The sequence below is a fragment of the Streptomyces sp. NPDC049915 genome (assembly GCF_040656475.1).
In the GTDB taxonomy this organism is placed as follows: domain Bacteria; phylum Actinomycetota; class Actinomycetes; order Streptomycetales; family Streptomycetaceae; genus Streptomyces.
Genome location: NZ_JBFAMH010000041.1, coordinates 1 through 26,928, shown reverse-complemented (window position 1 = coordinate 26,928; position 26,928 = coordinate 1). Strand labels below are relative to the sequence as shown.

At 74.3% G+C, this 26,928-nt stretch carries 26 protein-coding genes; 19 read left to right on the top strand and 7 right to left on the bottom strand.

The features are described from left to right. Positions 1-76: 76 nt before the first annotated feature. The 13 genes from AB0J12_RS36920 (at position 77) to AB0J12_RS36860 (ending at position 12,847) form a co-directional block, all read left to right on the top strand. The gene (locus AB0J12_RS36920; protein ID WP_363269118.1) at positions 77-1,723 is read left to right on the top strand and encodes a polyamine aminopropyltransferase; all 1,647 of its coding nucleotides are present in this window, start codon (positions 77-79) and stop codon (positions 1,721-1,723) included. 274 nt (positions 1,724-1,997) lie between these two features. Then, the gene (locus AB0J12_RS36915; RefSeq protein ID WP_363269117.1) at positions 1,998-2,897 is read left to right on the top strand and encodes an SRPBCC family protein; all 900 of its coding nucleotides are present in this window, start codon (positions 1,998-2,000) and stop codon (positions 2,895-2,897) included. A 231-nt stretch (positions 2,898-3,128) separates the two neighbouring features. Beyond that, complete coding sequence (locus AB0J12_RS36910; protein ID WP_363269115.1) at positions 3,129-3,917, top strand: aldose 1-epimerase; 789 nt, start codon at positions 3,129-3,131, stop codon at positions 3,915-3,917. Positions 3,918-3,927: 10 nt separating this feature from the next. Continuing rightward, positions 3,928-4,476, top strand: a complete 549-nt coding sequence (gene pyrE / locus AB0J12_RS36905; RefSeq protein ID WP_363269113.1) for an orotate phosphoribosyltransferase — start codon at positions 3,928-3,930, stop codon at positions 4,474-4,476. Between the two features lie 132 nt (positions 4,477-4,608). Continuing rightward, positions 4,609-5,631 carry a class II fructose-bisphosphate aldolase gene (gene fbaA / locus AB0J12_RS36900; protein ID WP_363269112.1) on the top strand — a complete coding sequence of 341 codons (1,023 nt, stop codon included), beginning with the start codon at positions 4,609-4,611 and terminating at the stop codon, positions 5,629-5,631. A 186-nt stretch (positions 5,632-5,817) separates the two neighbouring features. After that, positions 5,818-7,842: an Ig-like domain repeat protein gene (locus AB0J12_RS36895; RefSeq protein ID WP_363269111.1), complete on the top strand. Its 2,025-nt coding sequence runs from the start codon at positions 5,818-5,820 to the stop codon at positions 7,840-7,842. A 13-nt stretch (positions 7,843-7,855) separates the two neighbouring features. After that, the gene (locus AB0J12_RS36890; RefSeq protein ID WP_363269109.1) at positions 7,856-8,269 is read left to right on the top strand and encodes a DUF3151 domain-containing protein; all 414 of its coding nucleotides are present in this window, start codon (positions 7,856-7,858) and stop codon (positions 8,267-8,269) included. A 144-nt stretch (positions 8,270-8,413) separates the two neighbouring features. Then, the gene (locus tag AB0J12_RS36885) at positions 8,414-9,253 is read left to right on the top strand and encodes a tryptophan 2,3-dioxygenase family protein (protein ID WP_363269108.1); all 840 of its coding nucleotides are present in this window, start codon (positions 8,414-8,416) and stop codon (positions 9,251-9,253) included. Then, positions 9,246-10,457 (top strand): kynureninase, encoded by a 1,212-nt coding sequence (gene kynU / locus AB0J12_RS36880; protein ID WP_363269107.1) that lies wholly within the window; start codon positions 9,246-9,248, stop codon positions 10,455-10,457. The genes AB0J12_RS36885 and kynU overlap by 8 nt, the downstream gene beginning before the upstream one ends. 134 nt (positions 10,458-10,591) lie before the next feature. Continuing rightward, positions 10,592-10,930 carry a hypothetical protein gene (locus AB0J12_RS36875; RefSeq protein WP_363269106.1) on the top strand — a complete coding sequence of 113 codons (339 nt, stop codon included), beginning with the start codon at positions 10,592-10,594 and terminating at the stop codon, positions 10,928-10,930. A gap of 10 nt (positions 10,931-10,940) precedes the next feature. Further along, positions 10,941-11,273 (top strand): DUF4288 domain-containing protein, encoded by a 333-nt coding sequence (locus AB0J12_RS36870; protein ID WP_363269105.1) that lies wholly within the window; start codon positions 10,941-10,943, stop codon positions 11,271-11,273. Positions 11,274-11,385: 112 nt separating this feature from the next. Next, on the top strand, positions 11,386-12,132 hold the full coding sequence (locus AB0J12_RS36865) for an ABC transporter permease (protein ID WP_363269104.1): 747 nt from the start codon (positions 11,386-11,388) through the stop codon (positions 12,130-12,132). A 1-nt stretch (position 12,133) separates the two neighbouring features. Further along, a complete protein-coding gene (locus AB0J12_RS36860) occupies positions 12,134-12,847 on the top strand; it encodes an ATP-binding cassette domain-containing protein (RefSeq protein ID WP_363269103.1) in 714 nt (237 codons plus the stop codon). Between the two features lie 67 nt (positions 12,848-12,914). Here AB0J12_RS36860 and AB0J12_RS36855 read toward each other — a convergent pair whose 3' ends face one another. From AB0J12_RS36855 to AB0J12_RS36825, 7 genes are all read right to left on the bottom strand, one after another. After that, entirely contained in the window at positions 12,915-13,643 is a 729-nt protein-coding gene (locus tag AB0J12_RS36855; protein WP_363269102.1) for a DNA-binding response regulator, read from the bottom strand. A 200-nt stretch (positions 13,644-13,843) separates the two neighbouring features. After that, positions 13,844-14,275, bottom strand: coding sequence for a DUF2511 domain-containing protein (locus AB0J12_RS36850; protein ID WP_363269101.1), 432 nt, complete (start codon positions 14,273-14,275; stop codon positions 13,844-13,846). Beyond that, positions 14,272-15,186, bottom strand: coding sequence for an ATP-binding cassette domain-containing protein (locus AB0J12_RS36845; RefSeq protein ID WP_363269100.1), 915 nt, complete (start codon positions 15,184-15,186; stop codon positions 14,272-14,274). Before AB0J12_RS36845 ends, AB0J12_RS36850 begins: the two co-directional genes overlap by 4 nt. Next, positions 15,183-15,983 carry a hypothetical protein gene (locus AB0J12_RS36840; protein WP_363269099.1) on the bottom strand — a complete coding sequence of 267 codons (801 nt, stop codon included), beginning with the start codon at positions 15,981-15,983 and terminating at the stop codon, positions 15,183-15,185. Before AB0J12_RS36840 ends, AB0J12_RS36845 begins: the two co-directional genes overlap by 4 nt. A 146-nt stretch (positions 15,984-16,129) precedes the next feature. Beyond that, entirely contained in the window at positions 16,130-16,744 is a 615-nt protein-coding gene (locus AB0J12_RS36835) for a hypothetical protein (RefSeq protein ID WP_363269098.1), read from the bottom strand. A 334-nt stretch (positions 16,745-17,078) separates the two neighbouring features. After that, positions 17,079-17,951 (bottom strand): hypothetical protein, encoded by an 873-nt coding sequence (locus AB0J12_RS36830; protein ID WP_363269097.1) that lies wholly within the window; start codon positions 17,949-17,951, stop codon positions 17,079-17,081. Further along, the gene (locus AB0J12_RS36825) at positions 17,948-18,505 is read right to left on the bottom strand and encodes a sigma-70 family RNA polymerase sigma factor (RefSeq protein WP_363269096.1); all 558 of its coding nucleotides are present in this window, start codon (positions 18,503-18,505) and stop codon (positions 17,948-17,950) included. Before AB0J12_RS36825 ends, AB0J12_RS36830 begins: the two co-directional genes overlap by 4 nt. Before the next feature lie 232 nt (positions 18,506-18,737). Between AB0J12_RS36825 and AB0J12_RS36820 the strand changes: the two genes are divergently transcribed. The 6 genes from AB0J12_RS36820 to AB0J12_RS36795 all read left to right on the top strand — a co-directional run bounded on the left by AB0J12_RS36820 (position 18,738) and on the right by AB0J12_RS36795 (position 26,694). Next, positions 18,738-18,902 carry a gallidermin/nisin family lantibiotic gene (locus AB0J12_RS36820; RefSeq protein ID WP_363269094.1) on the top strand — a complete coding sequence of 55 codons (165 nt, stop codon included), beginning with the start codon at positions 18,738-18,740 and terminating at the stop codon, positions 18,900-18,902. A gap of 113 nt (positions 18,903-19,015) precedes the next feature. Beyond that, positions 19,016-22,222, top strand: coding sequence for a lantibiotic dehydratase (locus tag AB0J12_RS36815; RefSeq protein ID WP_363269093.1), 3,207 nt, complete (start codon positions 19,016-19,018; stop codon positions 22,220-22,222). Continuing rightward, positions 22,219-23,613: a lanthionine synthetase C family protein gene (locus AB0J12_RS36810; RefSeq protein ID WP_363269092.1), complete on the top strand. Its 1,395-nt coding sequence runs from the start codon at positions 22,219-22,221 to the stop codon at positions 23,611-23,613. Before AB0J12_RS36815 ends, AB0J12_RS36810 begins: the two co-directional genes overlap by 4 nt. Continuing rightward, complete coding sequence (locus tag AB0J12_RS36805) at positions 23,610-24,599, top strand: ABC transporter ATP-binding protein (RefSeq protein WP_363269091.1); 990 nt, start codon at positions 23,610-23,612, stop codon at positions 24,597-24,599. The genes AB0J12_RS36810 and AB0J12_RS36805 overlap by 4 nt, the downstream gene beginning before the upstream one ends. Further along, positions 24,596-25,396: an ABC transporter permease gene (locus AB0J12_RS36800; RefSeq protein ID WP_363269090.1), complete on the top strand. Its 801-nt coding sequence runs from the start codon at positions 24,596-24,598 to the stop codon at positions 25,394-25,396. The genes AB0J12_RS36805 and AB0J12_RS36800 overlap by 4 nt, the downstream gene beginning before the upstream one ends. Continuing rightward, on the top strand, positions 25,393-26,694 hold the full coding sequence (locus AB0J12_RS36795; RefSeq protein ID WP_363269088.1) for a hypothetical protein: 1,302 nt from the start codon (positions 25,393-25,395) through the stop codon (positions 26,692-26,694). The genes AB0J12_RS36800 and AB0J12_RS36795 overlap by 4 nt, the downstream gene beginning before the upstream one ends. The last annotated feature ends 234 nt before the right edge of the window (positions 26,695-26,928 follow it).

The following is a 26,928-nucleotide window of genomic DNA, read 5'->3' as shown; positions in this document are numbered from 1 at the left end:
GGGCAAACCCGCCAAGAGGTAACACCACGCGTGTGGGTGACGAAGCGTGGCGGACCTCTGACGTAACGTCACAAGCGTGATGGAACAGCACGCCCCCGCCCCGCCCGGCGCGCCGCCGCCCTGGGGCCGCCCCGCGCGGCTGCCCGTCCGCCCGGGCACGGGCCGGTTCCTGGTCCTCGCCGGTGTGTTCGTGTGCGCCGCCTGCGGACTGGTGTACGAACTCGAACTGGTCGCCCTCGCCTCGTACCTGATCGGCGACTCGGTCACCCAGGCCTCGGTCGTGCTGTCGGTCATGGTGTTCGCCATGGGCGTCGGCTCGCTGGCGGCCAAGCGGCTGCGCCGGCACGCGGCCATCGGGTTCGCCGCGCTGGAGGCGGCGCTGGCCCTCGTCGGCGGATGCAGCGCGCTCGCCCTGTACGCCGTGTTCGCCTGGACGGGTGCGTGGGGCGGGGTGTGGGCGAGCGGCCCGCGCTGCCTGCTGGTCGCCTTCTCCCTCGCCATCGGGCTGCTCATCGGGGCGGAGGTGCCGCTGCTGATGGAGCTGATCCAGCGCATCCGCCGCCAGGACGCGGGCGGCGCGGTGGCCGACCTGTTCGCCGCGGACTACGTCGGCGCCCTCGTCGGCGGCCTCGCCTTTCCCTTTCTGCTGCTGCCGCTGCTGGGCCAGCTGACCAGCTCCCTGCTCACCGGCGCGGTCAACGTCGTCGCCGGTGGCGCGCTCGTCCTCGGGCTGTTCCGCCGCGATCTGAGCCGGCGCGCCCGGCGGGTGCTGCTCGCCGTGGGTCTCGTCGTGCTCGGCGTGCTCGCCTTCGCCGCCGCCGAGGTCGACGACTTCGAGCGGGCCGCGCGGCACGCCGTGTACGGCGACGGGGTGCGCGTCGCCGTGCAGAGCGGGGTCCAGGAGATCGTCCTGACCGGCGGCACCGCCGGCCGCCCCCTCGACCTCTTCCTCGACGGCCGGCTGCGCGTCGGCGGCCGCGACGAGCGGCGCTATCACGAGGCGCTCGTCCAGCCCGCGATGGCCGGGCCGCACGCACGCGTGCTGATTCTCGGCGGTGGCGACGGCCTGGCCGCCCGCGAAGTGCTGCGCCATCCGGACGTGCGGCGGCTGCGGATCGTCGAGCTGGACCCCGAGGTGGTGCGCCTCGCCCGCACCGACCCGGCGCTGGCCCGGCTCAACGACCACGTCTACGGCGACCCGCGCCTGGCGGTCACCACCGCCGACGCCTTCGGCTGGCTGCGCACGGCGCTCTCCGGGTCGTACGACGTGGTGATCGCGGATCTGCCGGATCCGGGCATCACCGCCAGCACCAAGCTGTACTCGCAGGAGTTCTACGGGCTGGCCCGGCGTGTGCTCGCCCCCGGTGGGCGGCTCGTCGTGCACGCCGGGCCGGTCGCCGCGCGGCCCCGCGTGTTCTGGACCGTGGAATCGACACTGCGGGCGGCGGGGCTGCGCACGGTGTCCTACCGGGTCGGCGGCCGGGACTCCGGGTTCGCGGCCGGACCGGACCGCACAGCCGGGGCGGCGCACCCGCCGGGGGACTGGGGCTTCGTCCTGGCCGGTACCGGCGCACGGCCGCCCGCGCTGCGCCTGGACCCCGTCGGGCCCCGTCCGGCCACGCTGACTTCCGGCGCGCTCGCCGCCGACGCGCGCGCCGCGGCCGGCACGCGGGTGCCGGGGCTGTCGCCGTCGACGCTGGTGCATCCGCGGTACCGGGGCTGACCGGCTCCAGGCGGAGGGTGTTTCGCGCGCACGCGTGGGGGCCCGCCTCTCCCCCGAGAGGTGGACCCGTACCCTTCCCCGGGTCGGGTCGCTTCGGCATCGACGTCACGGACCGTGGGGCCGGGCCGAATCCCGCGTGCGGCGGATCTCGGGCGCACCCCGTGCGGTGGGCGTGCGGTTCCCGCAACCTCCGCGGTAGTCCGCAAGGGGGAGGGTGCGGGGATCCAGGCGCGTGGGGGTGCAGTTCGCCGCCCGCTGGGTAGGCTCCGTCGACATGGAGCATGAGGTGTTCGTCCCGGTCCCCGCCGAGCGGCTTCGGGCGGCGCTCGCCGACCCCGCGCGGATCGCCCGGGCGGTGCCCGGACTCCAGCGGGACGCAGGCGCGGAAGACGGCACGGACGTCGCCGGGCGGCTGAAGCTGCGGGTCGGCGGTCATTCCGTCACCTACCGCGGCACCCTGCGGGTCACCGGCCGCGAGGATGGTTCCTGCGCGGTCGAGGGCGATGCCGGGGAGGCGCGCGGCACCGGCACGGTGAAGCTGACGCTCACCGTGCGGGCCACGGACGCCGAGGGCGGCGCCACGCTCACCTTCGAGGGCGGCGCGACGGCGGACGGCCGCATCACCGAGTTCCCCGCCGACGAGGTCGAGGCGGCGCTCACCCGCCTCCTGACCCGCTTCGCGGAACAACTGGGGCAGGAGACGGCGCCGACCGGGGCCGCGGACAACGCGCCCGAGTCACCCGAGCAGCTGTCCACCGGGGACTTCGAGCCGGCCGCGACCAGTGACTTCGACACCGCGCCGGACGCCGATGACGCGCCGGCGCCGTCCGTCTTCGACGTCGACGTACCGCCGCCGTCGCTGGACCCGCGCGCCGACGAGACCGCCGAGCCGCCGACCGAGGCCGCGGCGGACCACGGCGAGGCGCAGGCCGACGCCCGCGCGGACTACACCGACGCCGGCCGGCCGCCCGCCGAGGCCGCGCACGCCCGGCGCACGATGATCGGCCGCAGCGCCGAGGAGGTCGACCACGCGCCGCCCCGGGGCCGCTACGCCCCCGTCCCGGCCCCGCAGGCGGGCTCGGCGACGTCCACCCTGCGCTGGATGGCCCCCGCGGCGGTGGCGGTGGTGGCATCGGCGATCGTGGTCGGCCGCGCCCTGCGCCGCCGCCGCTGACCCCCGCCCCGGAAACCGACGCCCCGGAGTCCCACCACACCTGAACCGGCGCCCCGGAGTCCACCGCCCCGGAAACCGTCGCCCTGGAGTCCCACCGCCCCCGAACCGTCGCCCCGGAGTCCACCGCCCCCGAACCGTCGCCCCGGAGTCCCCCCCCGCCCCCCGAACCGGCCCTGCGGCGTCCGCCGTCCCGTCGCCCCGGCGCCGACCCGCCCCCAGTACTGTCGTCCCGTGAGTAACGAAGACATCACGTTGAGCGCGGGGGTCGCGCAGGTCGTCGTGCGGCCCGGCAGCGGTGGGCGGATCGGGTCGGTGCTGGTCGGCGGTGTGGAGCTGCTGCGCCAAGGGGACCGCTACGGCTGCTTCCCGATGGTGCCCTGGTGCGGGCGTATCCGGGACGGACGGTTCCGGGACGGCGCCACGGTGCACCAGATGCCGCTGAACGCCCCGCCGCACGCCATCCACGGCACCGCCCGCGACGCCGCCTGGACGACCGCCCGCGTCACCGCCGACGAGGCCGTCCTGACGTACGACCTGGTCGAGCCCTGGCCCTACCCCGCCCGGGTCACGCAGGTCGTCGCCCTCGCGCCGGACTCCCTGACGCTGACCATGTCGATCGAGACGTACGACTCGTCGTTCCCGGCGCAGATCGGCTGGCACCCCTGGTTCCACCGGAACCTGGGCGGCGAGGACGTCACGCTGGACTTCTCGCCCGCCTGGCAGGAGGAGCGCGGCGACGACCACCTGCCCACCGGCAACCGGATCGAGCCGCGGCCCGGCCCCTGGGACGACTGCTTCGGGATGCCCGGCGGAGTCGACGTCACCCTCACCTGGCCGGGGCAGCTCCAGCTGAAGGTGGCCAGCCGCGAGGAGTGGGTCGTCGTGTACGACGAGCAGGCCGAGGCGGTGTGCGTGGAGCCGCAGACCGGGCCGCCCAACGGGCTGAACACCGCCCCGCGCCTGGTCACGCCCCTGGAGCCGCTGGAGGCCACGACCACCTGGAGCTGGCGGCGCCTTTAAGCTGGCAGACATGACGGACGTTCGCGCGGCGCTGCTGCAGCAGATCAAGGACAAGGCCGTGGTACACGGCAGGGTGACCCTCTCCTCGGGTCTGGAGGCCGACTACTACGTCGACCTGCGCCGCATCACGCTCGACGGCGAGGCCGCCCCGCTGGTCGGCCAGGTCCTGCTGGACCTGACCGCCGACCTGGAGTTCGACGCGGTCGGCGGCCTGACCATGGGCGCCGACCCGGTCGCCGCCGCCATGCTGCACGCGGCCGCCGCGCGCGGGAAGAAGCTGGACGCGTTCGTCGTCCGCAAGGCCGCCAAGGCGCACGGCCTGCAGCGCCGCGTCGAGGGCCCGGACATCGCGGGCCGCCGCGTGCTGGTCGTCGAGGACACCTCCACGACCGGTGGTTCCCCGCTCACCGCCGTCGAGGCCGTGCGCGAGGCCGGCGCCGAGGTCGTCGCCGTCGCCACGATCGTCGACCGGGCGACCGGTGCCGCGGAGAAGATCCAGGACGGCGCGGGGGTGCCGTATCTGTACGCCTACGCAAAGGACGAGCTGGGCCTGGACTGACCGCCCTCTGGACCGTGCCTGGACCTTCCGGCCGAGTCTGGGAAGATGGGGCCGACGATGACGTCGCCCCCATGGTCTAGGTCAGGGCCGTAACGCACCACACGCCCACCCGCACATACAAGGAGCGGACAGATGCCCATCGCAACCCCCGAGGTCTACAACGAGATGCTCGACCGGGCGAAGGCAGGCAAGTTCGCCTACCCGGCCATCAACGTCACCTCCTCCCAGACCCTGCACGCGGCCCTGCGCGGCTTCGCGGAGGCGGAGAGCGACGGCATCGTCCAGATCTCCACGGGTGGTGCCGAGTTCCTGGGCGGCCAGCACAACAAGGACATGGTCACCGGCGCGGTGGCCCTGGCCGAGTTCGCGCACATCGTCGCCGAGAAGTACGACGTCAACATCGCCCTGCACACCGACCACTGCCCGAAGGACAAGCTCGACGGGTATGTGCGTCCGCTGCTGGCGCTGTCGAAGAAGCGCGTCGAGGCCGGTCTGAACCCGCTGTTCCAGTCCCACATGTGGGACGGCTCCGCGGAGACCCTGGCCGACAACCTGTCGATCGCCCAGGAGCTGCTGGAGCAGGCCCGCGCCGCCAAGATCATCCTCGAGGTCGAGATCACCCCGACCGGTGGCGAGGAGGACGGCGTCACGCACGAGATCAACGACTCCCTGTACACCACGGTGGACGACGCGATCCGTACGGCGGAGGCGCTCGGCCTGGGCGAGAAGGGCCGCTACCTGCTCGCCGCGTCCTTCGGCAACGTCCACGGTGTGTACAAGCCGGGCAACGTCGTCCTGCGTCCGGAGCTGCTGAAGGAGCTGAACGAGGGCGTCGCCGCGAAGTACGGCAAGGTCTCCCCGTTCGACTTCGTCTTCCACGGCGGCTCCGGCTCCTCCGAGGAGGAGATCCTGACCGCCCTGGAGAACGGCGTGGTCAAGATGAACATCGACACCGACACCCAGTACGCCTTCACGCGTCCGGTCGCCGCCCACATGTTCACCAACTACGACGGCGTCCTGAAGGTCGACGGCGAGGTCGGCAACAAGAAGACCTACGACCCGCGCACCTGGGGCAAGCTGGCCGAGGCGGGCATGGCCGCCCGTGTCCTGGAGGCCTGCAAGCACCTGCGCTCCACCGGCACCAAGATCAAGTAAGCGGCCCCGCCGCCGACCGAGGGCCCGGCGTCCGTGCTTCGGCACGGCGCCGGGCCCTCGGCGTGTCACAGGCGCCGGGGGCGCCGCACAGGTGATACTCCCGCGCGCGATGTCAGGGACATGCTCTACGCTGCGCTTCGCGCGTCCCCGTCGGGACGCGTGGACCATTGGGGGGTCTCCTACATCGTGCGTAAGCGCTCTCTCTCGGCCGCGACGGCGCTCGCGGTCCTCTGCAGTTCCGCGGCGCTCGTCGCGGGCACGGCCGGCTCCGCCGCGGCGGACAGCAGCTTGCTGCTGCCGCTCAAGAGTGCCGGCGACGTCGTGGTGGACGGCGTCCACCAGCGGATCTTCATCAGCGATCCGTCCGCCGGCAAGGTCGTCGCGACCAACTACTCCGGCGCCGTGCTGGCCACCGCCTCCGCCCTGCCGGGCGTCACCGGCCTCGCCCTGTCCGACGACGCGAACCGCCTGTACGCCGCGGTACCCGGCGCCGACGCCGTCGTCGCCCTGGACACCCAGGCGGTCACCGAGCAGGCCCGGTACGCGACCGGCGAGGGCACCCACCCGCGCTTCCTCGCGCTCGCGGGCGGCAAGATCTGGTTCGGCTACGGCAGCGACATCGCCAACGGCGCCTGGGGCGACGACGACGGCGACATCGGTTCGCTGGACGCCTCCGGCGCCGACCCGGTGGTGGCCCTGGGCCAGGACACCGAGACCGCCTACTCGGGCGCCCCGCGCCTGGTCGCCTCGCCGGCGAACCCGAACGTCATCGCCGCCGCCGGCTCGTACTCCAACAGCTTCGCGCTGGCCACTTACGACGTGACGACGGGCAGCGCGGTGCGCACCGCGCGCGCCGAGGGGGACCAGAACGCGGCGCGCGGCATGACGAACGACCTCGCCTACACGCCGGACGGCACCCGCCTGATCACCGCCAACCCGGGCAACAGCCACTCCGTGTGGCAGACCTCGGACCTCACCCAGGTCGCCGGCTACCCGAGCGAGTACCACGGCGCCGCCGTGGCCGTCGCCCCGGACGGCACCGTCGCGGCGGGCTCCGACGCCGCGTACGGCGACGACGTCTTCGTCTACCGCCCCGGTGAGCAGACCGCCGTGCGGCACTACGACTTCCCCGGCACCGGCTACATCGGCAGCGGCAGCGGGGACGAGCTGGTCGACGGCGGTCTCGCCTGGGAGCCCGGCGGCAGCCGCCTCTTCGCGGTGACCCGCAACGACCGCGGCGCCCTGCGGCTGCAGCGGATGGACGAGCCGGTCAAGTCCGCGCCCGTCGTCACCGTGAAGGCACCGGCCACCGCCTCGCTCGACAAGGCGCTCACCGTCTCCGGCACCGTCACCGCGAGCCTGCAGCTGCCCGCCGGGACACCGCTCACCGTGACCCGGTACGACGCCGAGGCACCGAACGGCAAGGCGCTCGGCACCAAGCCGCTGGGCGCGAACGGCGCGTACTCCTTCACCGACACCCCGACCGCGGCCGGCACCGTCACCTACAAGGTGACCTACACCGGGGACGCCGAGCACGCGGCCGCCGCCGCGATCGCACGGGTCGGCGTCGCCCACAAGGCGACCGCGATCAGCCTCGACCGCAACGGCACGGTCGTGAACTACGGCACGACGGTGACGTACACGGCCACCCTCGGCCCGACGTACCGGAACCGGGTCGTGGAGATCTGGGCCGACCCGTGGGGCTACGAGCCCAAGCGGCTGCTCAAGCGGGGCACGGTCGACGCCCAGGGCAAGCTGTCGGCGTCCATGTGGATGAACCGCGACACCACCGTCACCGCGGTCTTCGCCGGGGACGCCCGCAACGGCTACGCGTCGGCCAAGTCGGGTGTGTACACCCGCGCCGGGGTGACGACCACGCTGTCCCGGCACTACAAGTGGACCAAGATCGGCACCACCTGGTACCAGACCTACCACCAGAGCACCGACGCGCTGATCACCACCTGGCACAACGCCTACCCGGGCCGCTGCACCCGGATCGACCTGCAGGTGTACGTCCAGGGCGCCTGGCAGACCGGTTTCTCGGAGTTCTACGAGCTCGGCAGCGACGGCAAGATGTACCTCACCCTCGACAACGACGGCGCCGCCGGAGTGCGCGCCCGGGTGCGGTCGGTGTACGTCGACGGCTACAACGGGGACAACGTGAACGCCGGTGTCACCGGACCGTGGAAGTACCTCAACGTCACCCGGTGACAGACTGGACGCCATGTCCCTTCACGAGAACCTGCTCGGGGGTCCGCCCCCGACCCACCTGCCCGACGACCCGGAGCCGCGTGAGCTCCTCGCCAAGGGCACCCCGCCCGCCGAGGTCGCCGCGCGGTTCCCGGCGTCCTCGCTCGCCTGGGCCCAGCTTGCCGACGACGCGTTCGAGCGGGGTGCGGCGGTGGAGTCCTACGCGTACGCCCGGACGGGCTACCACCGCGGCCTGGACGCGCTGCGCCGCAACGGCTGGAAGGGCCACGGCCCGGTGCCGTGGGAGCACGAGCCGAACCGCGGCTTCCTGCGGGCCCTGCACGGCCTCGCGCGGGCCGCGCACGCGATCGGCGAGGAGGAGGAGTACGAGCGCTGCTCGCAGTTCCTGAAGGACTCCTCGCCGGCCGCGGCCCAGACGCTGGGCTAGAGCGTTCTCCCTGGTGGGCCCGCCCTTGACGGGGCGGGCCTTGCCGTTTCCCCGGTGATTGCGGAGGATGCGGGTGGGGACCGGGGCCCCCGTGTCGGTAACGGCAGGGGCGGACCGCTACCCGGAGTACAGCAGGAGACAGCGATGTCCCACGAGGCTCACCAGTCCGACGAGCTTCAGACCCCGCATCTCGACTTCGAGGGCACCACGCCGTACGAGGACTACGTCAAGGCGGACGTGCTCACCCACCTCCAGCACACCCTCTCCGACGATCCCGGAGAGATGGTCTTCCTGGTCACGACCCAGGTGATGGAGCTGTGGTTCACGGTCATCGTCCATGAATGGGAGACGGCCGCGCGCGCCCTGCGCGAGGACCGGGTGCCGGTCGCGATCGATGCGCTGAAACGTTCCGTACGCGAGCTGGAGGCGCTGAACGCCTCCTGGAAGCCGCTGGGCGGACTCACCCCGCAGCAGTTCAACTCCTACCGGTCCGCGCTCGGCGAGGGCTCCGGTTTCCAGTCCGCGATGTACCGGCGGCTGGAGTTCCTGCTCGGCGAGAAGTCCGCGTCCATGCTGGTGCCGCACCGCGGCGCGCCCCGCGTCCACGCGGAACTGGAGAAGGCGCTGCACGAGCCGTCGCTGTACGACGAGGTGCTGCGGCTGCTCGCGCGGCGCGGGTACGCCGTTCCGGCGTCCGTGCTCGGGCGGGACGTGTCCCGCAAGTACGAGCCGTCCGACGCCGTCGAGGAAGCCTGGGCGGAGATCTACTCCGGCGACGAGAGCGGCGAACTGGCCCGGCTGGGCGAGGCGTTGACGGATGTCGCGGAGCTGGTGTGGCGCTGGCGCAACGACCACCTGACGGCCACGCGCCGCGCCATGGGCGCCAAGCAGGGCACCGGTGGTTCGGCCGGGGTGGCGTGGCTGGAGAAGCGCGCCCAGAAGAACGTGTTCCCGGAGCTGTGGACGGCCAGGTCCCATGTCTGAGCCGAATGGAGCGTCCGCGGTGCCGGAGCTGGGCGCGCGGGCGGAGAAGCTGGATGCCGCGGACGAACTCGCAAACGTGCGCGGCCGGTTCGTGCTCGACGACGTCGTGTACCTGGACGGCAACTCGCTCGGCGCGCTGCCGGCGCATGTCCCGGGCCGGGTGGAGGACGTCGTCCGCCGCCAGTGGGGCGAGCTGCGCATCCGCTCCTGGGAGGAGAGCGGCTGGTGGACGGCGCCCGAGCGGATCGGCGACCGGATCGCGCCGCTGGTCGGCGCGGCGCCGGGGCAGATCGTCGTGGGCGACTCGACCAGCGTGAACGTGTTCAAGGCGCTGGTCGGCGCGGTGCGGCTGGCCGGGGACGGACGCCACGAGATCCTCGTCGACGCCTCCACGTTCCCCACGGACGGGTACATCGCCGAGTCGGCGGCCCGGCTGACGGGGTGCACGCTGCGGGCGGTGACGCCGGCGCAGGTGCCGGGGGCGCTGTCGGAGCGTACGGCGGCGGTGCTGCTGAACCACGTCGACTACCGCACCGGGCGCCTGCACGACCTGCCGTCGCTGACGGCGGCGGTGCACGCGGTGGGCGCGGTCGCGGTGTGGGACCTGTGCCACAGCGTGGGGGCGCTGCCCGTGGGGCTGGACGAGCACGGGGTGGACCTGGCGGTCGGCTGCACGTACAAGTACCTCAACGGCGGCCCCGGTTCGCCGGCGTACCTGTACGTGCGCCGTTCGCTCCAGGACCGTTTCGACTCGCCGCTGCCGGGCTGGAACTCCCACGCCGAGCCGTTCGGCATGCGCCCCGAGTACGCGCCGGCGCCCGGTGCGCTGCGGGGGCGTGTGGGCACGCCGGACATCCTGTCGATGCTGGCGCTGGAGGCGGCGCTGGACGTCTGGGACGGGGTGCCGATCGAGGCGGTGCGTGCCAAGTCGCTCGCGCTGACGGACTTCTTCCTGACGTGTGTCGAGGAGTACGTGGGCCCGGGTCGGGTCGAGTCCGTCACGCCGGTGGCGCACGAGGAGCGCGGCAGCCAGGTCGCGCTGCGGTGCGCGGACGCGGGTGACGTCATGAAGCGCCTGATCGAGCGGGGGGTGGTGGGCGACTACCGGGCCCCTGACGTTCTGCGCTTCGGCTTCACCCCGCTGTATGTGGGGTTCGCGGACGTGGAGCGGGCGGCTCGGGTGCTGGGGGCTGTCCTGAGCTAGCGGCGTGCGGGTGGGCCGCCGTCACCCGGTGACTGACGGGGGACTGCCAACCGGGCTGCCAGGGCGCGGAGTCGGCCGATGTCGGTGGAAAAGTCGGACGCGTTCGTGATGAACCGTTCGACAGGAGGACCGATATGAAGACACTGAGCCGTGTCCTGGCACCCGCCCTGCTCGCGCTGTCCCTCGGAGGCCTGGCGGTGCCCGCCGCGTCCGCCGCCCCCGCATCCGTCCCCGTCGTGCAGGCGGCCGACGACGCGGGCCTGGTGGCCGGCCGGGACTGCCGGGCGGGGGACAACCTCGACGAGATCGCCGCGAAGTTCATCTCCCGCTGCAAGAAGGGCTCGATCCGCCGGGAGTTCCCGAGCGACCGTCTCTCCCGCAGCCTCGGGCAGATCTACGACGGCAAGCAGCGCGGTGACCGCGATGACGTCAAGGCGTGGAAGCTGCTGAACGACCGCCGCTTCGACAAGTAGCGTGGATCACGTGAGCGAGACATCCGACGTACTGCCCTTCGTGGCGCTGGTGGTGATGGAGGCCACCGGCGCCGGGGAGCCCCTGTTCCAGGAGAACGTCGTCCTGGTGCACGCACCCGACGAGACCTCCGCCCGGCAGCGGGTGGAGCGGCGGGCGCGTGAGGCCGAGACCGACTACCTCAACGATCAGGGGCAGACGGTCAGCTGGCGGCTGAAGGCGATCGTCGACGTCAAGGAGGCCGAGGACACCGACCTCGGCCGTGACGCCGACCTGTACACCCGCCACTTCCGGGACTGGGCCGCGTACGAACGGGTGGAGCCGCTGCTCTCCCGCGAGGAGTGAGCGGCCGGCGGCTGTCGTGAACCGGAGCGCGGCCCCCGGCTACGTACCGGGCATGCGATACGACACGACAGCTGCCCCGCCCTCGGCGAGGGAGCGAGACGACCCCTCGCTGATGACCGTCACGGGAACGGAACTGGCCCGCCTCAAGCGAGGCTTCCTGGCGTGGTACCACCTGCTGGCCCCGGTGGCCATCACCGTGCCGCTCTTCCTCGGCGCGCTCGGCTCGTCGGAGGCCAGGGCCGGGCAGACGTTCGAGGTCTTCCGGAACGTGACCCTGGAGTTCTGGGGCGTCCTGGTGCCGATGACGGCCGGGCTCGCCGCCGCCCTGTCCGTGCGCGCCGACCAGGACGCCTGGCGCCTGCTGCTCTCCTACGGCGTGCCGCGCGGCAGGTACTTCGTCGGGAAGGTCGCCGCCCTCGGGGTGCTCGGATTCCTCTCGGCGACCGTGCTGCTGGTGATGCTCTCCCTGGGCGCCGCGCTCAGCGGACGCTTCCCGGACGCGCTCGGTACCGTGGCCGCCGCCGTCTATCTGCCCTGGCTGGTCGGCCTGTCCATGACCGCGCTGGCGACGCTGGTCGCCGTGGCGTGGGGCATGGGACCCAGCATCGGCGTGGGCGTCGCCGGACTGCTGTGCGGGGCGCTCGTCTCGGACAAGGTGTTCTGGTACGCGGTGCCGTTCGCCTGGCCGATGCGGGTGGTGCTGCCGCTGGCCGGCATCGGGCCGAACGGTGTGCCGCTGCCGAAGGACAGCCCCGTCACGGATCCGGGGGCCATTCCGGTCGCCGTCGCTCTCGCCGCCGTGCTGGCCGCCGTCCTGCTCGCCGTGGGCCGGCTGCACATGACCCGCAAGGAGATCTGACATGGTGCCCGCCCTGCGCATCCGCGACCTGCACAAGCACTACGGCACCCACCGCGCTCTGGACGGCGTCGACCTGACCGTGGAGTCGGGAGAGGTCTATGGGCTGCTCGGCCCGAACGGCGCCGGCAAGACCACGTTGATGAAGGCGCTGCTCGGGCTGCAGCGGCCCACCTCCGGGAGCATCGAGATCCACGGCCGGCCGGTGGGCCGGGACAGCCTCGCCGAGGTCGGCGCGCTCATCGAGGTGCCCGGGCTGTGGCCGCAGCTGACCGCCGACGAGACGCTGCGCATCCACGCCCGGCTGCGCGGGGTGCCGAGGGAATGGATCGAGCCCGCGCTGGAGCGGGTCGGCATGACCGGGGCGCGGGAGCGCAAGGTCGGCGCGTACTCGCTCGGCATGCGCTGGCGTCTGGGCATCGCGGTGGCGCTGCTGGCGCGGCCGCGGCTGATCGTGCTGGACGAGCCGACGAACGGCCTCGACCCGGTGGGCATCCGGGAGATGCGCGGCATCATCCGCTCCCTCGCCGGGCAGGGGGTCGCGGTGCTCATCGCCAGCCATCAGCTCGCCGAGGTGGCGCAGGTGTGCGACCGGGTCCAGGTGCTGGTGGCCGGCAGCACCCGCTATGAGGGCCCGCTGGACGGGCTCGCCGTCGACGGAGATGTCGAGGCCGGCTTCTTCCGGCTGGTGGAAACGGCCGGTGCCGGCATCCGGTGAGGCCGTCACGGTGCGGTCCGGCCGCCCCGGGTGCGCGGGCGGCCGGACCGTACGGCCTCGGGGCGGGTCAGCCGGCCCGGCCGACCGGGCGGCCGGGAGCGTCGATCAGCCCCAGTTCGGCCGCCCGCGCGTGCAGTTCGCTGCGGCCCGACACCCCGAAGGCGTCGTACAGCTTGCGGATACGGCGGTACATCGACCGCTCCGAACAGTAGTTGCGGCGCGCGATCTCCGACACCGTCGCCGAGGTGCACAGCATCCGCAGCAGAGCGGCGTCGTAACCGCCCGGCCGGGGGGCGAGAGCGGGGAACGGCTCGGTGCCGGGCGCGGGGGCGGGCGGCCGTATCGGAGCGCCGTCCGGCAGGACACACAGCCGGAAGGCCGGACGGCCGGCGGCGGGTGAGTCGGTGTCGGGCGAGGCGTGCGCCCGGCACCGCGCCAGCAACAGGTCGATCTGCCGCTCCTCGGGAATGGCGAGGTTGAGGACGCAGTTCGCCCCCGAGCGTATGGCGTTGTAGGTGAGGTGCCCGGACACGTCGTCGGTGACGGCGATCAGCAGCGCCATCGCATGGCGGGTCCGCAGGGCCCGCAGCCGGTCCGCCTGGAGTTCGCTGGACACCGGCAGGAGGACGGGCAGCCCGGGATCACCCGGGGCGGCCAGCTGGGAGTCGTCGACGAAGTCGACGCGGTCGAGGCCGGCCCGCAGCGTACTGAGCGGTGTGCCGGGCGTGGAGAACGGCCGCTTCAGGCCGGTGTGGGCGAGGACGTGGAGCGACGTGGTGACGATGAGCTGGGTCAAGACGGTGTTCCCCCGTGGTTCGCAAGGTCGGTTCCGTACGGATCGGTGCCCGACCGGTGGATCCTGAGCTTCGGTGTCCTGCGTCATGGGTCCTGGTGTTCAGGTCGGCATGCGGTCCTCGGACGGGCTGCCCCCTGTGTGGCGGGGCAGCAGGAACCGCGCCGCCCCGGTGGGAGCGGCGCGGTGGCGGGCTCCGGTGGTCAGCCGGCGGCCCTGCACAGCTTCAGGGTCTTGCTGAGCAGTGAACCCAGACTGATCGGGTCGCCGTCGTCGCCCTTGGCTCGCAGCGGCCCGATGTCGTGGTAACCCGCGTCCCGCGCACGGTCGTTGAGCGCGTAGGCGGTGCCGTCGGGCGCGGTGAAGACGGCCTGGGTCCCCTTGCGGCACTCGGCGGTGCCGTGGTCGACGGTGAGCGGCCAGGTGTAGCCGAGGTTCTTGGCGCTCATCCGCTGTGCGGTGGAGGTCGGGCTGGGCAGCGGGTCGGGGTGGCCGGTGGCCGGGTGGCTGGTGCCGCTGCCGCCGCACCCGGTGAGGGCGAGCAGCAGGGCTGCCGCGCCGGCGAGTGTCACCGGCAGGGTCGTGCGGGTCCGGGACGGCCGGCGACAGCCGGGGGTCGATGTCTCGGATGTCATGAACTGGCTACCTCGCTCTCGGGAGAGGCGGAAGGGGTGACAGGGTGTCCGGTGGCTCGGAGCAGGGCCGCGTAGCCGTCCTCCAGCGTCGGCTGCACCGGCCGGGCGTCCGGAGGCGGCACGGAGGCGACCACGCGGTACTGGGGCCCGTCGGCGGTCGTGAGCGCGCTGACCACGTCGGCGCCCGGCCGCGGCGCCGCGGCGCCGGCCGGCAGCAGATAGGTGCAGCCGGCGGCCTGGCTGATCAGCGCGGACGTGGTGTCGTGGAAGACGAGCCGGCCCGCGGTGAGCACCGCCACCTCGGGGCAGGTCTGGGCGACGTCGTCGAGGATGTGCGTGGACAGCAGCACCGTGCGGTGGCCGCCGAGGCCGGCGAGCAGTGCGCGGAACCGCATCCGCTCGTGCGGGTCGAGCCCCGCGGTGGGCTCGTCCACGATCAGTACCGTCGGGTCGCCGAGCAGCGCCTGGGCGATGCCGATACGGCGCCGCATGCCGCCGGAGAAACCACCCAGCCGCTCCCCGGCGCGGTCCTCCAGACCGACCTCGGCGAGCCGGTCGCCGACCTGGCGGCGGCGTTCGCGTTTGTCGTGGACGCCCTTGAGGACGGCGATGTAGTCGAGGAACTCCCGTGCCGTCAGGTCCGGGTACGGCGACAGCTCCTGCGGCAGATAGCCGAGGGTGCGTTTCATCGCGGTCAGGCCCGCGGTCGTGGCCAGGTCGTGCCCCGCCACGACGACGCGGCCCGACGTGGGTTTCAGCACGCCGGTCAGGATGCGCAGCAGCGTGGTCTTGCCTGCGCCGTTCGCCCCGAGCAGGCCGACCGTGCCGCCCTCGATGTGCAGGTCCACGTCCTCCAGGGCGCGCCGGCCGCCCGGGTGGACCTTCGTCAGGGATTGCGTCGTGATGTTCATCGGGGTCGCTCTCCGTGTCGTCGTGGGCGGGCGGCGAGGTGACCGAGGACGTGGCACACCACGGCGGTCAGCAGCACCAGTGCGAGGTTCAGGCAGGCGGAGGTGCCGGTGGCGTCCGGACGCAGCGGGCCGGCGCCGTCGCGGGCCGCCCAGACCGACGGCGCGTCCGCCCACGCCACGAGCGGATAGCCGCCGAGCGGCGACAGCACGGTGCCGGTGGGCGTCGGCAGCGGGGAGAAACGGGGAGGGAACTGGGTCGCCCACAGCCACACCGCCACCAGGCCCGCCCGCGCGGCGGCGACCGGCATGAGCAGGCCCAGCAGCCCGGCGAGCGCCGTCGCGGCGAGCGCGGCGGGCACGACGGCCGTGACCAGGGCGGTCAGCGCCGCCGCGAGGGGGCGGGCGTCGGCGTGGGCGAGCGCGAGAACCGCCCCGTAGGCCAGCAGCAGGGCGGCGATCGGCGCGAGCGCGGTCAGCAGGGGGCCCAGGAGGGCGCCGGTGCTGCGCGACAGACGGCCGGTCGGAGTGGCCGTCAGCAGTTCCGGCATGCCGCGGGTCCGCAGACCGCGGCGCGGCAGGTCGGTCGTCGCGAGGGCCAGGCCGAGCGCGCAGAACGTGTTGACCAGCACCGCGGCCGCGCCCACGCGGGTCGCGGGATCGGCGGCGGCGGTGACCACGGGCGAGGTCAGCGCGAGCAGCAGGCTCAGCGCGGCCAGCGGGAGCACGGCGGCCCACACCGTGCGGCGCCGGGCGGCCATGAGGGCCTCGTAGCGGACGCTGCAGAGGAAGACGGTCATGTGGTCACCCGGGTCGCGGGGGATCGGGGGGTGGGTGCGGTGGTCGGGTGAGTCGCGGCCTCGGGGGCGGAAGGCGGGCGTGCCGAGTCGCCCTGTGCTGTGGGGGGTTGGTGGAGGCTGGCCTGTGCCTGGGCCGGTGCGCGCACTCAGTTCTCCTTGTCGTGGGGGGTCAGGGCGCCGGAGCGGTCGCCGTCGGCGAGGGTGCGCAGGGCCAGCGCGGTCAGTACGGCGCCGGCCGCGAGGGCCGGCACGCCCTGCGGTGCGCCCTGTGGCGCGACGCGGTCCAGCAGCAGCAGTTTGGCCAGGCAGACGGCGATGACCAGGGCGGTGCCGGCTCCGGCCGAGCCGCGGCGGGCGGTGCCCCACACGGCGCAGCCGGTCAGCAGGGCGGTCAGGCCCGCGAGTTCGGTGAGCGTCGTGGCGGGGCGGATGTCACGGCCGGTGGCGGTGAGCAGGCCGACCAGGGCGGTGGCCGCCAGGACCGCCAGGACGGTGGGTGCGCACAGGCGGCGGGCGACGGTGTGGGGGTAGCGGGTCGGGAGGGTGAGGTGCAGCTCGGTCATCGTCTCCCGGGCGACGACGGAGGCGCAGGCCAGGGCGGTGGCGGCGGGGAGGGCGGTGGTGAGGAGGGCGCGGCCGAGGAGGGTGCCGTCGGGGTCGTCGCCGGTGGCCATCGCCGCCCAGGCTACGAGGGCGGCGGCGCAGGGCAGGACGAGGGCGGCGAGGCCGCAGCGGCGGGCCTCGTGCGGCCAGGCGCTCATGACCTGCTCCTCCCCGTGCGGTGTTCTGGCGGGATCCGTCGCCGCCTCGCCAGGCGGGGGATGACTGGCGAGGGGCGGCGGACGTGTGGTGTACGTAGCGGTGGGGGTGGGGGGCGGTTCACGGAAGTTTCGGGATGGCTGGGGGCGGGTGCCTGCGGCGCCTGGCCGGTTTTTGTCTGCGGGTTGTGTTGTGGCTGGTCGTGCAGTTCCCCGCGCCCTTTTGTTGCCTGCGGCGGTCCGTTGCTGTCCAGTGGGTGGCTGGTGTCGCGCCTGCGGTTCGTTGTGAGTCGGGGACTCGGGGCGGGGGGCCAGTCATCCGGCGGGTGCGCGAGCCTTACCCCCGGGCGGGGTAGCGGCGCATCGATCCCGTTGCCCAGGCCAGCAGCGCTGCTGACGCCGTCAGGGTCCAGGGGCTCGTGGACAGGACCGGGTCCAGCAGGGCGCGCAGGGGGGTGGAGAGCAGGCCCTGCGGTCCGGTCAGTACGCCCAGTGCCCACAGGCCGGCTCCCGCCGCCGCTCCGGCCGCCGGTGCTATCCGTACCGACAGGGCCAGCGCCAGGGACGACGCGAGGAGGGCCTCGCCCAGCCAGCCCGCGACCACCGGCCACCACCCGGGCCCGCCGATGAGGGCCGAACACACCACCGCCAGCGCGAGGTCGGCGCCGATCACCACGACCATCCGGGCCAGGAACACCGTCCCCGGCGGCACCTGGAGGGTGAACATCAGCTCCCCCCGTGGATCACGCCGCGGCGACGCGACGACGAGCCCGGCGAGGACGATCAGCGCCACGCAGGCCGCGCCGAAGAGGCGGGGGCCGAGCCGTCCCGCGTCCAGGAGGGGGGTCACCGCGGCGGCGACCAGCAGTCCCATCGCGCTCAGCGGCGCCCACAGCCTGGGCAGCAGCGCCGCTTCCGTGCGTGCCAGCTGCCAGGCCAGCCGCCAGGGCGCCGGCGAGCGCGCGGGGGCCGGGGACGCCTGGGGCGAGGCCGTGGCGGCGGCACCCGAGAGGGCCGGGGCCAGCAGGGTGTCGAAGCTCGGTACGGTCGCCTCCGCGCTCTCCGCCTTCCGCACCGTGACGCCCAGCGCACGCCAGTCCGCGAACCGCGCCCGGCAGCCGGTGCAGCCGTCGAGGTGACGGCGGTCCTCCTCGGCGGGCACACCGCGCAGGAGCCCGATCAGCTCCTCGTCCGCAAGATGGTCTCTCATCGTCGTCCCGTTCCTTCCAGCCGCGAGGCGGCGAGCATGCTGCCCAGTCGCCTGCGCGCATGGGACATCCGGCTCTTGACTGTGCCCACCGGGATGCCGAGGACGGCCGCCACCTCCGGATAGGCGAGTTCCTCCACGAGGACCAGGCCGAGCACCTCCCGCAGATGTTCGGGCAGGGCGCGGACGGCCTCGCGCAGCTCCGTGCGTTCGGTTTCCACGAGGACCTGCTCCTCCACCCCGGGCTCAGGGTGCGGCACGTGCTGGGCCTCGGCGAGGTCCGTGAACCGGGGCCGGGAGCGGCGCAGCTGGTTGTGGGCCTGACGCCGGGCGACGCCCAGCAGCCAGCCGCGTACCGAGGACTCGCCACGGAATGCCGCGGCGGACCGCCACACGGCGAGCCACGACTCCTGGAGGATCTCCTCCGCCACCCCCTGATCGGAGGTGAGTCTGCGGATGAGGCGCAGCATGGCGGCCGCATGCCGCTCGTAGAGGGTCCGCAGGGCGGTCTGGTCACCACGCGCGGCCGCGGTCAGCAGGGCTTCGTCCGAACACACACGTCGTACGTAGCGCCTGACCGGGCGGCGGTTCACACCCGTGCGTCGGGATTCGGCCGCCGCTCGGGGCGCCGTGCGGGGCCGTTCGGAATCCGGGGTTCCAGCCTCTGCCAGCGGACTGCCATTCCTGCCAGGCCGCACGGGAGCTGTTGAGTACGTCCGAAACGGCATGGTTCCGTGACCACGGATCGATCCGACGAACATTCATCCGGTTCTGACGAAGGAGCCTTTCATGGGCACCCACGGAGTTCAGTACGACGAGGCGGACCTGTTCGACCTCGACCTGGAGATCGGCGTGGAGAAGTCGGTCGCCGGTCCGGCGATCACCTCCGTTTCCTACTGCACGCCCGGCTGCACCAGCGACGGCGGTGGCTCGGGCTGCAGCCACTGCTGCTGACCGCCCTCGGCCCGGGGCCGGCCGGTTCTCCCGGCCGGCCCCGGGCCTCGCCCGGCATCCACCGGTGCCCGGGAGCAGTCCGCGAGGAGGGGAAGAAAACCTTGGGGGAGTCCTTGTTCCGTGCCGGAGACGTCTTCCTGCTCCGTGCACCCGTCGCGCAGGCCGCACCCGGCCTGCCCCTCCCGGCGGACGGCACCCCGCCCGCCGATCCCGCGGCCTGCGCCGCGCTGCTCGCCGCGGCCGCCGCCGACCCGGTGCTCGACGAAGCCCTCGCCGTGGCCTCTCCGGCGCTGAGCGCCCTGGTCCACCGCGTCGCCCGGCACGGTGGCGGCGGTCTCAAGGCGAGCCGGCTGCGCCGCGCCGCCCTCGCCGTCCTGCGCTACGACATCCGGATGCGGACCCGGCCCACCCCCTTCGGCCTCTTCGCGGGCGTCACGGCCGGCGAGTTCGACGTCACGGCCAAGGCGGTCCGCGGCCCGGGCCACCGCACCCGCACGCACGCCGACCAGCGCTGGCTCGCCAAGGTGACCCACCGTCTGGAGCGCGACCCGGCCGTCCTGCAAGCGCTGACCGTCCAGGCCCACCAGGCACTGGCCGTCCGCGGCGACCGTCTCGTCCTCACCGCCCCCTCGGCGCCGGACGCCGGCCCCGACCCGGACGGCGAGGGACGCGCCACGGTCTCCGTGCGGCACACCCCGGTCGTGGCGTGGGTCGTGCGGGAGGCGCGTACGCCCGTGCCGTACCCGCTGTTGGCGGAGCGGCTCACCGCTGCCTTCCCGCAGGCGCCCGTGGACCGGCTGCACCACCTGCTGGGGGAGCTGGTCCGGCAGGAGATCCTGCTGACCGGGCTGCGTCCGCCCCTCGACGGCGGGGACCCGCTGCGGCACGTCCTGGCCGTCCTCGGCCCCGTCACCGGGGCGTCGGAGGAGACCCGGCACACCGTCGGCGCCCTGCGCCGGCTCGATCGCGAGCGCGCCGAGTACGACGCCCTGCCGCTGGGCGCCGGACGGGACCGGCTGCACGCGCTCCTCGGCACCGCGCGTTCCGTCGCGGCGGACGACACCCCGCTGCACATCGACACCCGGCTCGACGCCACCCTGCACCTGCCGCACGCCGTGCGCGCCGAGGTGGAGCGCGCGGTGGACGTCATGGTGCTGCTGTCGCGGCCCAAGCGGGGGCTGTTCGCCCTGCGCGACTACCACCGGCGGTTCCTCGACGTGTACGGCGCCGACCGCCTCGTACCCGTGCTGGACCTGCTCGATCCGTCCACCGGGCTCGGCGCGCCCGCCGGGTACGGCTGGCCCAACAGCGAGGCCGCGCCCGTACCACCGGACGACCCGCGCACCGCCCGGCGCGAGCGGGCCATGGCGCGGCTGGCCGCCGCCGCGCTGCGCGAGCGGCGGCGGGAAGTGGTGCTCACGGACGCCGACCTGGCCGAACTGCGCCACGACGGCGCCGGCGAGCGGGCGCACGCGCAGAACTCCTGCGAGGTCACCGTGCAGGTCGTCGCCGCGTCGGCGGAGTCGCTGACCGACGGCGACTTCCTCGTCTTCCTGTCCCCCTCACCGGGCTCGCACCGGGCCGGGTCCACCTTCGCCCGGTTCGCCGACCAGGACCCCGCCTGGCGGGAGCCGTTCGCCGCCCTGCACCGGGACACGCCCGTCCACGTCGAGGGCGCGCTCGCCGCCGATCTGGCCTTTTGGCCCCGGTCGGGCCGGGCGGCCAACCTCGCCCACACCCGGCCGGCGACCGGCCGCCGGATCTCCGTCGGCGTCCCCGACGCGCCCGGGGTGGAGGATTTGCGCCTGGCGGACATCGCGGTCGGCGCCACCCTCGACCGGCTGACCGCCGTCCACCTGCCGACCGGGCGGGAGATCGTCCCCGTCCTCGGCAACATGGTCAGCGCCCCGGCCCAGGCGCCCAACGCCGTCCGGCTGCTGTGGGAGATCGGCCTGGAGGGGCAGCGGCTGTGGGAGCCGTGGAACTGGGGGCCGCTCGCGGACGCGCCCTGCGTGCCCCGCATCCGCCACGGCCGCTTCGTGCTCGCGCCCGCCGTCTGGCGTCTCGACGAACTTCGCGCCCTCGGGGGTGGGGAGCACGGTGCGGACGGCCCCGAGGGCACCGCCTGGGACCGGGCCGTCGCCCGGTGGCGCGAGCGGTGGGACGTACCCCGTCATGTCCTCGCCGTCACCGCCGACCAGCGGCTGCTCCTCGACCTCGGCCACCCCTGGCACCGGGAGCTGCTGCGCGACCAGGTGCTCCGGCATCCCGACCTGATCGCCCAGGAGGTGCCCGGTGAGCACGAGGGCCTGCTCGACAGCCCGCTGGCCGGGCACACCGCCGAACTCGTCGTCCCGCTCACCCGCCGCTCCGGCACCCCGGCCCACCGGCCGTACGCCGGGCGCCACTTGCCGCAGCGGGCCGTGCACGGACTCGGCGGCGACTGGCTCCACCTCAAGCTCCACGGCTCCGCCCGCACCCAGGACGACCTGCTGCGCCTGCACCTGCACCGGCTGATCGGCCGGTCCCGCGAACTGGGCGCGGACCGCTGGTTCTTCATCCGCTACACCGACGACGCCGGCCACCACCTGCGCCTGCGTCTGCGCGGCGACCGGCGTGTGCTGTGGAGCGCGGTGGCCCCGGCAGTCGGCGAGCTCCTCGGAGACTGGCAGCGGCAGGGGCTCCTGCGCGGCCACACCGTCGCCCCGTACGACCCGGAGACCGAGCGCTACGGCGGGGCGGCCGCACTGGCCACGGCGGAGGAGGTCTTCCAGTACGACAGCGAGGCCGCCGTGGAGTTGCTGCGCATCGCCCACCAAGGCGCCCCCGGGAGCGAGGGCCTGTGGGCCGGCGGGCTCGGCCTCGACGCCCTCGCCGTAGTCTCCTGCGCCGCTCTCGCCCACGCCTTCGGGCCGCCCGCCCCCGGGCACCCCTTGCTCACCGAGGACTGCGGGGACGACGCGGCCGCCGCCTGGCTGTCCATGACCGGGTCACGGCGCGACCTGCCCGACGCCTACCGCGCCCGGCCCGCGTACTGGCGCCGCCTGGTCGACCCCCGCGGCGGCTGGCCGGCCCTGGCCGCCGACCCGCTGGGCGCCCGCGTCCTGGCCGCCCTGCGGGAGCGCGACGCGGCCGTGCGGCGGCTCGCCGCGCAGGTCAGGGCGGCCGACGAGACACCGGAGGGCCGGGTCGTGGGCAGCCTGATGCACATGGTGTGCAACCGGCTGTTCGGCGGCTCGACCGCACGGGAGACGACCGTCCTCGGCATCGCCCGCGGCGCGGTCCAGGACCACCTCAACCGTCGGAGGCACCAGTCATGAGCTCCCTCGCCGGCACCCCGGCAGCACAGCGCACGGCCGCCGGGCGCGCCGTCACCCTGGTCGCCGAACGCCTCGCCGACCCGGACGCGGTGGCCGCCGTCGCCTCGCGCGACGACAACCGGGACCCCGTGTACGACGCGGTGATGTGGGGCCCGCTGACCCTCGCCAACGGTCTGCCCGGCACCGCCCTGCTGCACGGCGAACTGGCCCGCGAGGACCCCTCCTGGCGGTCCGTGGCCCACCGTCACCTCGCAGCGGCCGGCCGCGCGGCGCCCACCGCACCCAGCCGCGGCCTGTTCTCCGGCCCGGCCGCACTGCTCGCCGCCGCCCAGACCTGTGCGGGCCCCGAGGGCCACTACGCCTCCCTGCGGCACCGCCTGACGTCCTGGGTCGCGAGGGACCAGACCGAACGCCTCGCCGTCTTCCGCGCCCGCGCCCGCGCCGACGAGGGCGGACAGGGCGTCGACTGGGCGGCGTACGACCTGGTCAACGGCCTGTCCGGCACCACCCGGCTGCTCCTCGACGCCGTCGACGACCCGGCCGAGCGCTCACCGGCGGCCGCTCGGGCGCTGGAGGAGTCGCTGCGTCACCTGGTGGCGCTGACGGAACCGGTGACCGTCGACGGCCCGGACGGGCCGCGGAACGTGCCCGGGTGGTGGGTGCCGGCGGCCCTGCAGGTCAGTGAGCGGGACCGGGCCGCGTATCCGCACGGCGACTTCAACCTCGGTATGGCACACGGCATCGCCGGGCCGCTGGCCGTCCTCGCCGCCGCCGCCGAACGCGGCCACCGGACGCCGGGCATTCAGGAGGCCGCCCACCGGATCGCCGAGTGGCTGCTCGGGTGGACGCTGGTCGACGACGCCGGACCCTACTTCCCGGCCCGCGCCGGCTGGGAGGACGAGACCGCCGACCCGCGCCCGCGTGCCCTGTTCACCCGGACCGCCTGGTGCTACGGCACCCCTGGCGTCGCTGCCGCGCTGCACCGGGCGGGCGAGGTCTTCGGGCAGCCGATCTGGCGCGCGTCCGCGGTCGCGGCACTGCGGGCGGCCCTGCGGCGCGAGGAAGACAGGTGGGCGATCGAGGGCCCCACCGTCTGCCACGGGTACGCCGGGCTGCTCGCCGTGGTCTCCCGGGTCGCCGAGGCGTCGGGCGACCCCGAACTGCACGCCGGGCGCGCCCGGCTGACCGGCATGGTCCTGGACTGCCTCGACGAGGACGCCCCGTTCGCCTTCCGGCACCTGATGCGTTTCCCGGCCGCCGCCCGCTCGCCCGTCCCGCACCGGGCGCTGAACGTGGCCGGCATGCTCGAAGGGGCCGCCGGAGTCGCCCTCGCCCTGCTGCCGGTGACGAACGGACCCCACCCGTGGGACCGCTGTCTGGGGCTGGCGTGAGGGCGGCGGGGCCCGCAGCGGCGGGTACGGCCGATCCGCGGGCCCGGTCCGGCGAGGAGGTCCGCACGCCCGCGATCGACGTACGGGGCCTCGTGGTCCGCTACGGTCGCGTCACCGCCGTCGACGGCGTCGACATCTCCTCCCCGCCCGGCCGCATCACGGCACTGCTTGGCCCGAACGGGGCGGGTAAGTCCAGCCTGATGGGCGTGCTGTCCACCGCGTCCCGCCCCGACGCGGGCAGCGTGCGGATCTTCGGGCACGACGTGCGGCAGGCCCCCACGGCGGCGCGCCGCTCGCTCGGACTGGTCTTCCAGGAACGCACCCTCGACAAGGAGCTGTCCGTCGAGCGCAACCTCTGGTTCCATGCCCGCCTGTTCGGCATGCGCCGCGCCGACGCCCGCGAGCGCATCACCCTGATGCTGGACCTGTTCGGCCTCGCCGACCGGCGTCGGCAGCCGGTGGAGGAACTGTCGGGCGGGCTCGCCCGGCGCGTGGAGATCGCCCGAGCCCTGCTGCACCGCCCCGGACTGCTCCTCCTCGACGAGCCGACCAACGGCCTGGACCCGAGCGCACGCGGCGCCGTCTGGGCCGACCTGACCCGGCTGCGCGACGAACTGGGCGTGACGGTCCTGTACTCCACGCACTACATGGACGAGGCCGAGTACGCCGACGAGATCGTGATCATGCACCAGGGGCGGGTCGTCCGGCAGGGCAGCGCCGCGCGCCTGAAGTCCAGCCTGGACTCCTCGCGGATCGTGGTGGCCAGCGGCGACGACCGGCTCGCCGCGGACCAGCTGCGCGCCGCCGGGTTCCACCCGCTGACGGAACCGGACGGGATCGCCGTGCACTGTGCCGACCCGGAAGGCCGGATCGCGGACGTCGTCCGCGCCCTGGACGTACCCGGTCTGACGGTGTCGGTGCGGCATCCGTCGATGAACGACGTCTACCTGGCGGTGGCGCAGGAGAAGCGGGTGGGAACGCCATGAGCACAGTTCTGCTGCCGGCCGTCGCCGACAGCGCCGGGGCCCGGTTGGCCGAGGGCGCGCGGGCGGTCGCCGTCATCGCCCACCGGGACCTGCTGCGCCAGCTGAAGCGGCCGGGCGTGCTGTTCAGCCAGGCCGTGCAGATCGTGTTCTTCGTTCTGGTCTACGCCGTCGGCTTCGACGGGATGATCGGCGCGGTACGCCCCGGGCTGCCGTTCAGCGCGTACGTCTTCCCCGGCATCATCGCGATCCAGGTCGTGTCCATCGGGGTCGCCTCCGGCCAGACGTACGCCTGGGACCGCGAGTACGGCGTGCTGCGCGAGCTGCTCGTGGCGCCGGTGCCGCGGATCTGCCTGCCGCTGGGCAAGGTCGTGGCCGGCGCCGGGACGGTGACGGTGCAGAGCATGCTGATGCTGGCCTTCGCCCCGCTCGCGGGGGTGCCGATGACCCCGCGGCGCTTCTGCCTGGCCGCGGGCTGCTACGCGCTGTCCGCGGCGGTGTTCAGCGTCCTCGGACTGTGCCTGGCCACGCTGATCAAGCGGGTCCAGACCCTTCAGGCGACGGTCCAGCTCGCGATGTTCCCGATGCTGTTCCTGTCGGGCTCGGTCTTCAGCCCCGAGGACGCGCCGGGGTGGCTGTCGGCCGCGATGCACCTCAACCCGATGACCTACGCGGTCGACCTGGCCCGTCAGTCCCTGCTGGGCGGGCCGGGCCTGTTGCCGTGGTGGGACGACCTGGCGGCACTGGCAGGGGTGCTGGTGCCGGCCCTGGGGCTGCTCCGGCTGAGGAGCGGGCGGTGAGCGGGGCAGGGACGGAACCGGCGCGGGACGTCCTGCCGCGGGTTGTGGGCTGGCTGGAGCGGAACCTGCGCTTCTTCGACCCGGAGACGTGGGAACGCCACCTGCCCCGCCGGCCCTTCCGGGCCGGGCCGTTGCTCGAACTCCTCGGCTTCCTGCGTCTGTTGTCCGGTACCCCTGCGCCTACGCCTACGCCTACGCCTGCGCCGGTCCGGCCCGTGCCCGAGGGCCTGCGCGCGGGTGCGCTGGCGCTTGCCGAACAGGTCGTGGGCACAGCCGAGTTCACACGGCGGCTGCGGCGCGCCGACGAATTCTTCCCCTACCACCTCAACCTGGTCGCGCTGCAACACCTGCTGGGCCGCCCCCGGCCCGCCCTGCTGCACAGATGCGAGGCCCTGCTCGTCGCGGGCGCGGGCGGCCACTTCCAGCCGCACCGGCCGCTGCTGTCCCGGCTGGAGCTGCGCTACGTCGCCGACCGGGCCGGCGTGGCGGTCCCCCCGGGCGTGCCCGGCCTGCCCGCCCTGTACCGCCAGAGCGTGCCCGGCCTGGGCGCCGATCCGCTCGCTCTGGACGACACGGAGATCTACGCATTCACGCACGCGCTGTTCTACGCCACCGACTTCGGCGCCCATGCCCTGCCGCCCGGCGCGGCCGTGGACGACACCGTCCGCGTGCTGCTGGCCTCCCACCTGATCGGCGGCCACCTGGACCTGCTGGCGGAACTGCTGCTGTGTGCGGACGTGGTGGGCCTGGAGGAGACGGGCCTGGTGCGAGGGGGTCGGACGGACTTGGTGCGGCGGGGGTGGACGGCCCTGGCGTCGGCGCAGCGGCCCGACGGCGCGGTACCCGGCCCGGTCCATCGCCCGGCGGTGCTGTCGGGACTGACGGGGGAGAAGGCCGAGGCGTACCTCTTCGGCACCTGCTACCACACGACCCTGGCTACCGGGCTGGCGGCGGCGGCACGGCTGCGGCAGGTGAGCCGGCCGGTGCCGGAAGCCCCGTCGCCGTGCCTGCCGGAGTCCGCCGCTGAGGGGACACCGTCGCCGTATCCACCCGTCGGCGCGGCCCCCGACGCCGTACATGCGTGGGCCGGGGCCGTCGCGGCGGCGGCTGCGCACGCGGCGGAGCCGGACCGCGCGCGGTGGGCCGAGGCGGTGACCGGAGCGCTGGTGCTGTGCGCCCGCCGTCGGGACCGGCCGGGGCTGGAGGCCGTGCTGCGGGCGGCGGGGGTGCTGGGGGTGGCGGAGAGTCCGCTCGTGCGGTCGGCTACGGCGCGCCTCGCGGCGGGGTGGTGCGGCTGAGGTCCGGCGGCGCGGGGTGTCGTTCGGCTGTCGTTTGCCTGCGGGTGCGTGGGGGCTGGTCGCGCAGTTCCCCGCGCCCCTTTTTGTGCCTGCGGCGGCCCGTTGCGGTGTGTGGGTGGCTGGTGTCGCGCCTGCGGTGCGTTGTGGGTCGGGGCCGGGGTGGGGGGTGTCCGTCCTCGGTCCGGCCGCCCGTTTCCGACGAGGGGCGCCCTGTGCCGGTGCCGGCCGCTGCGG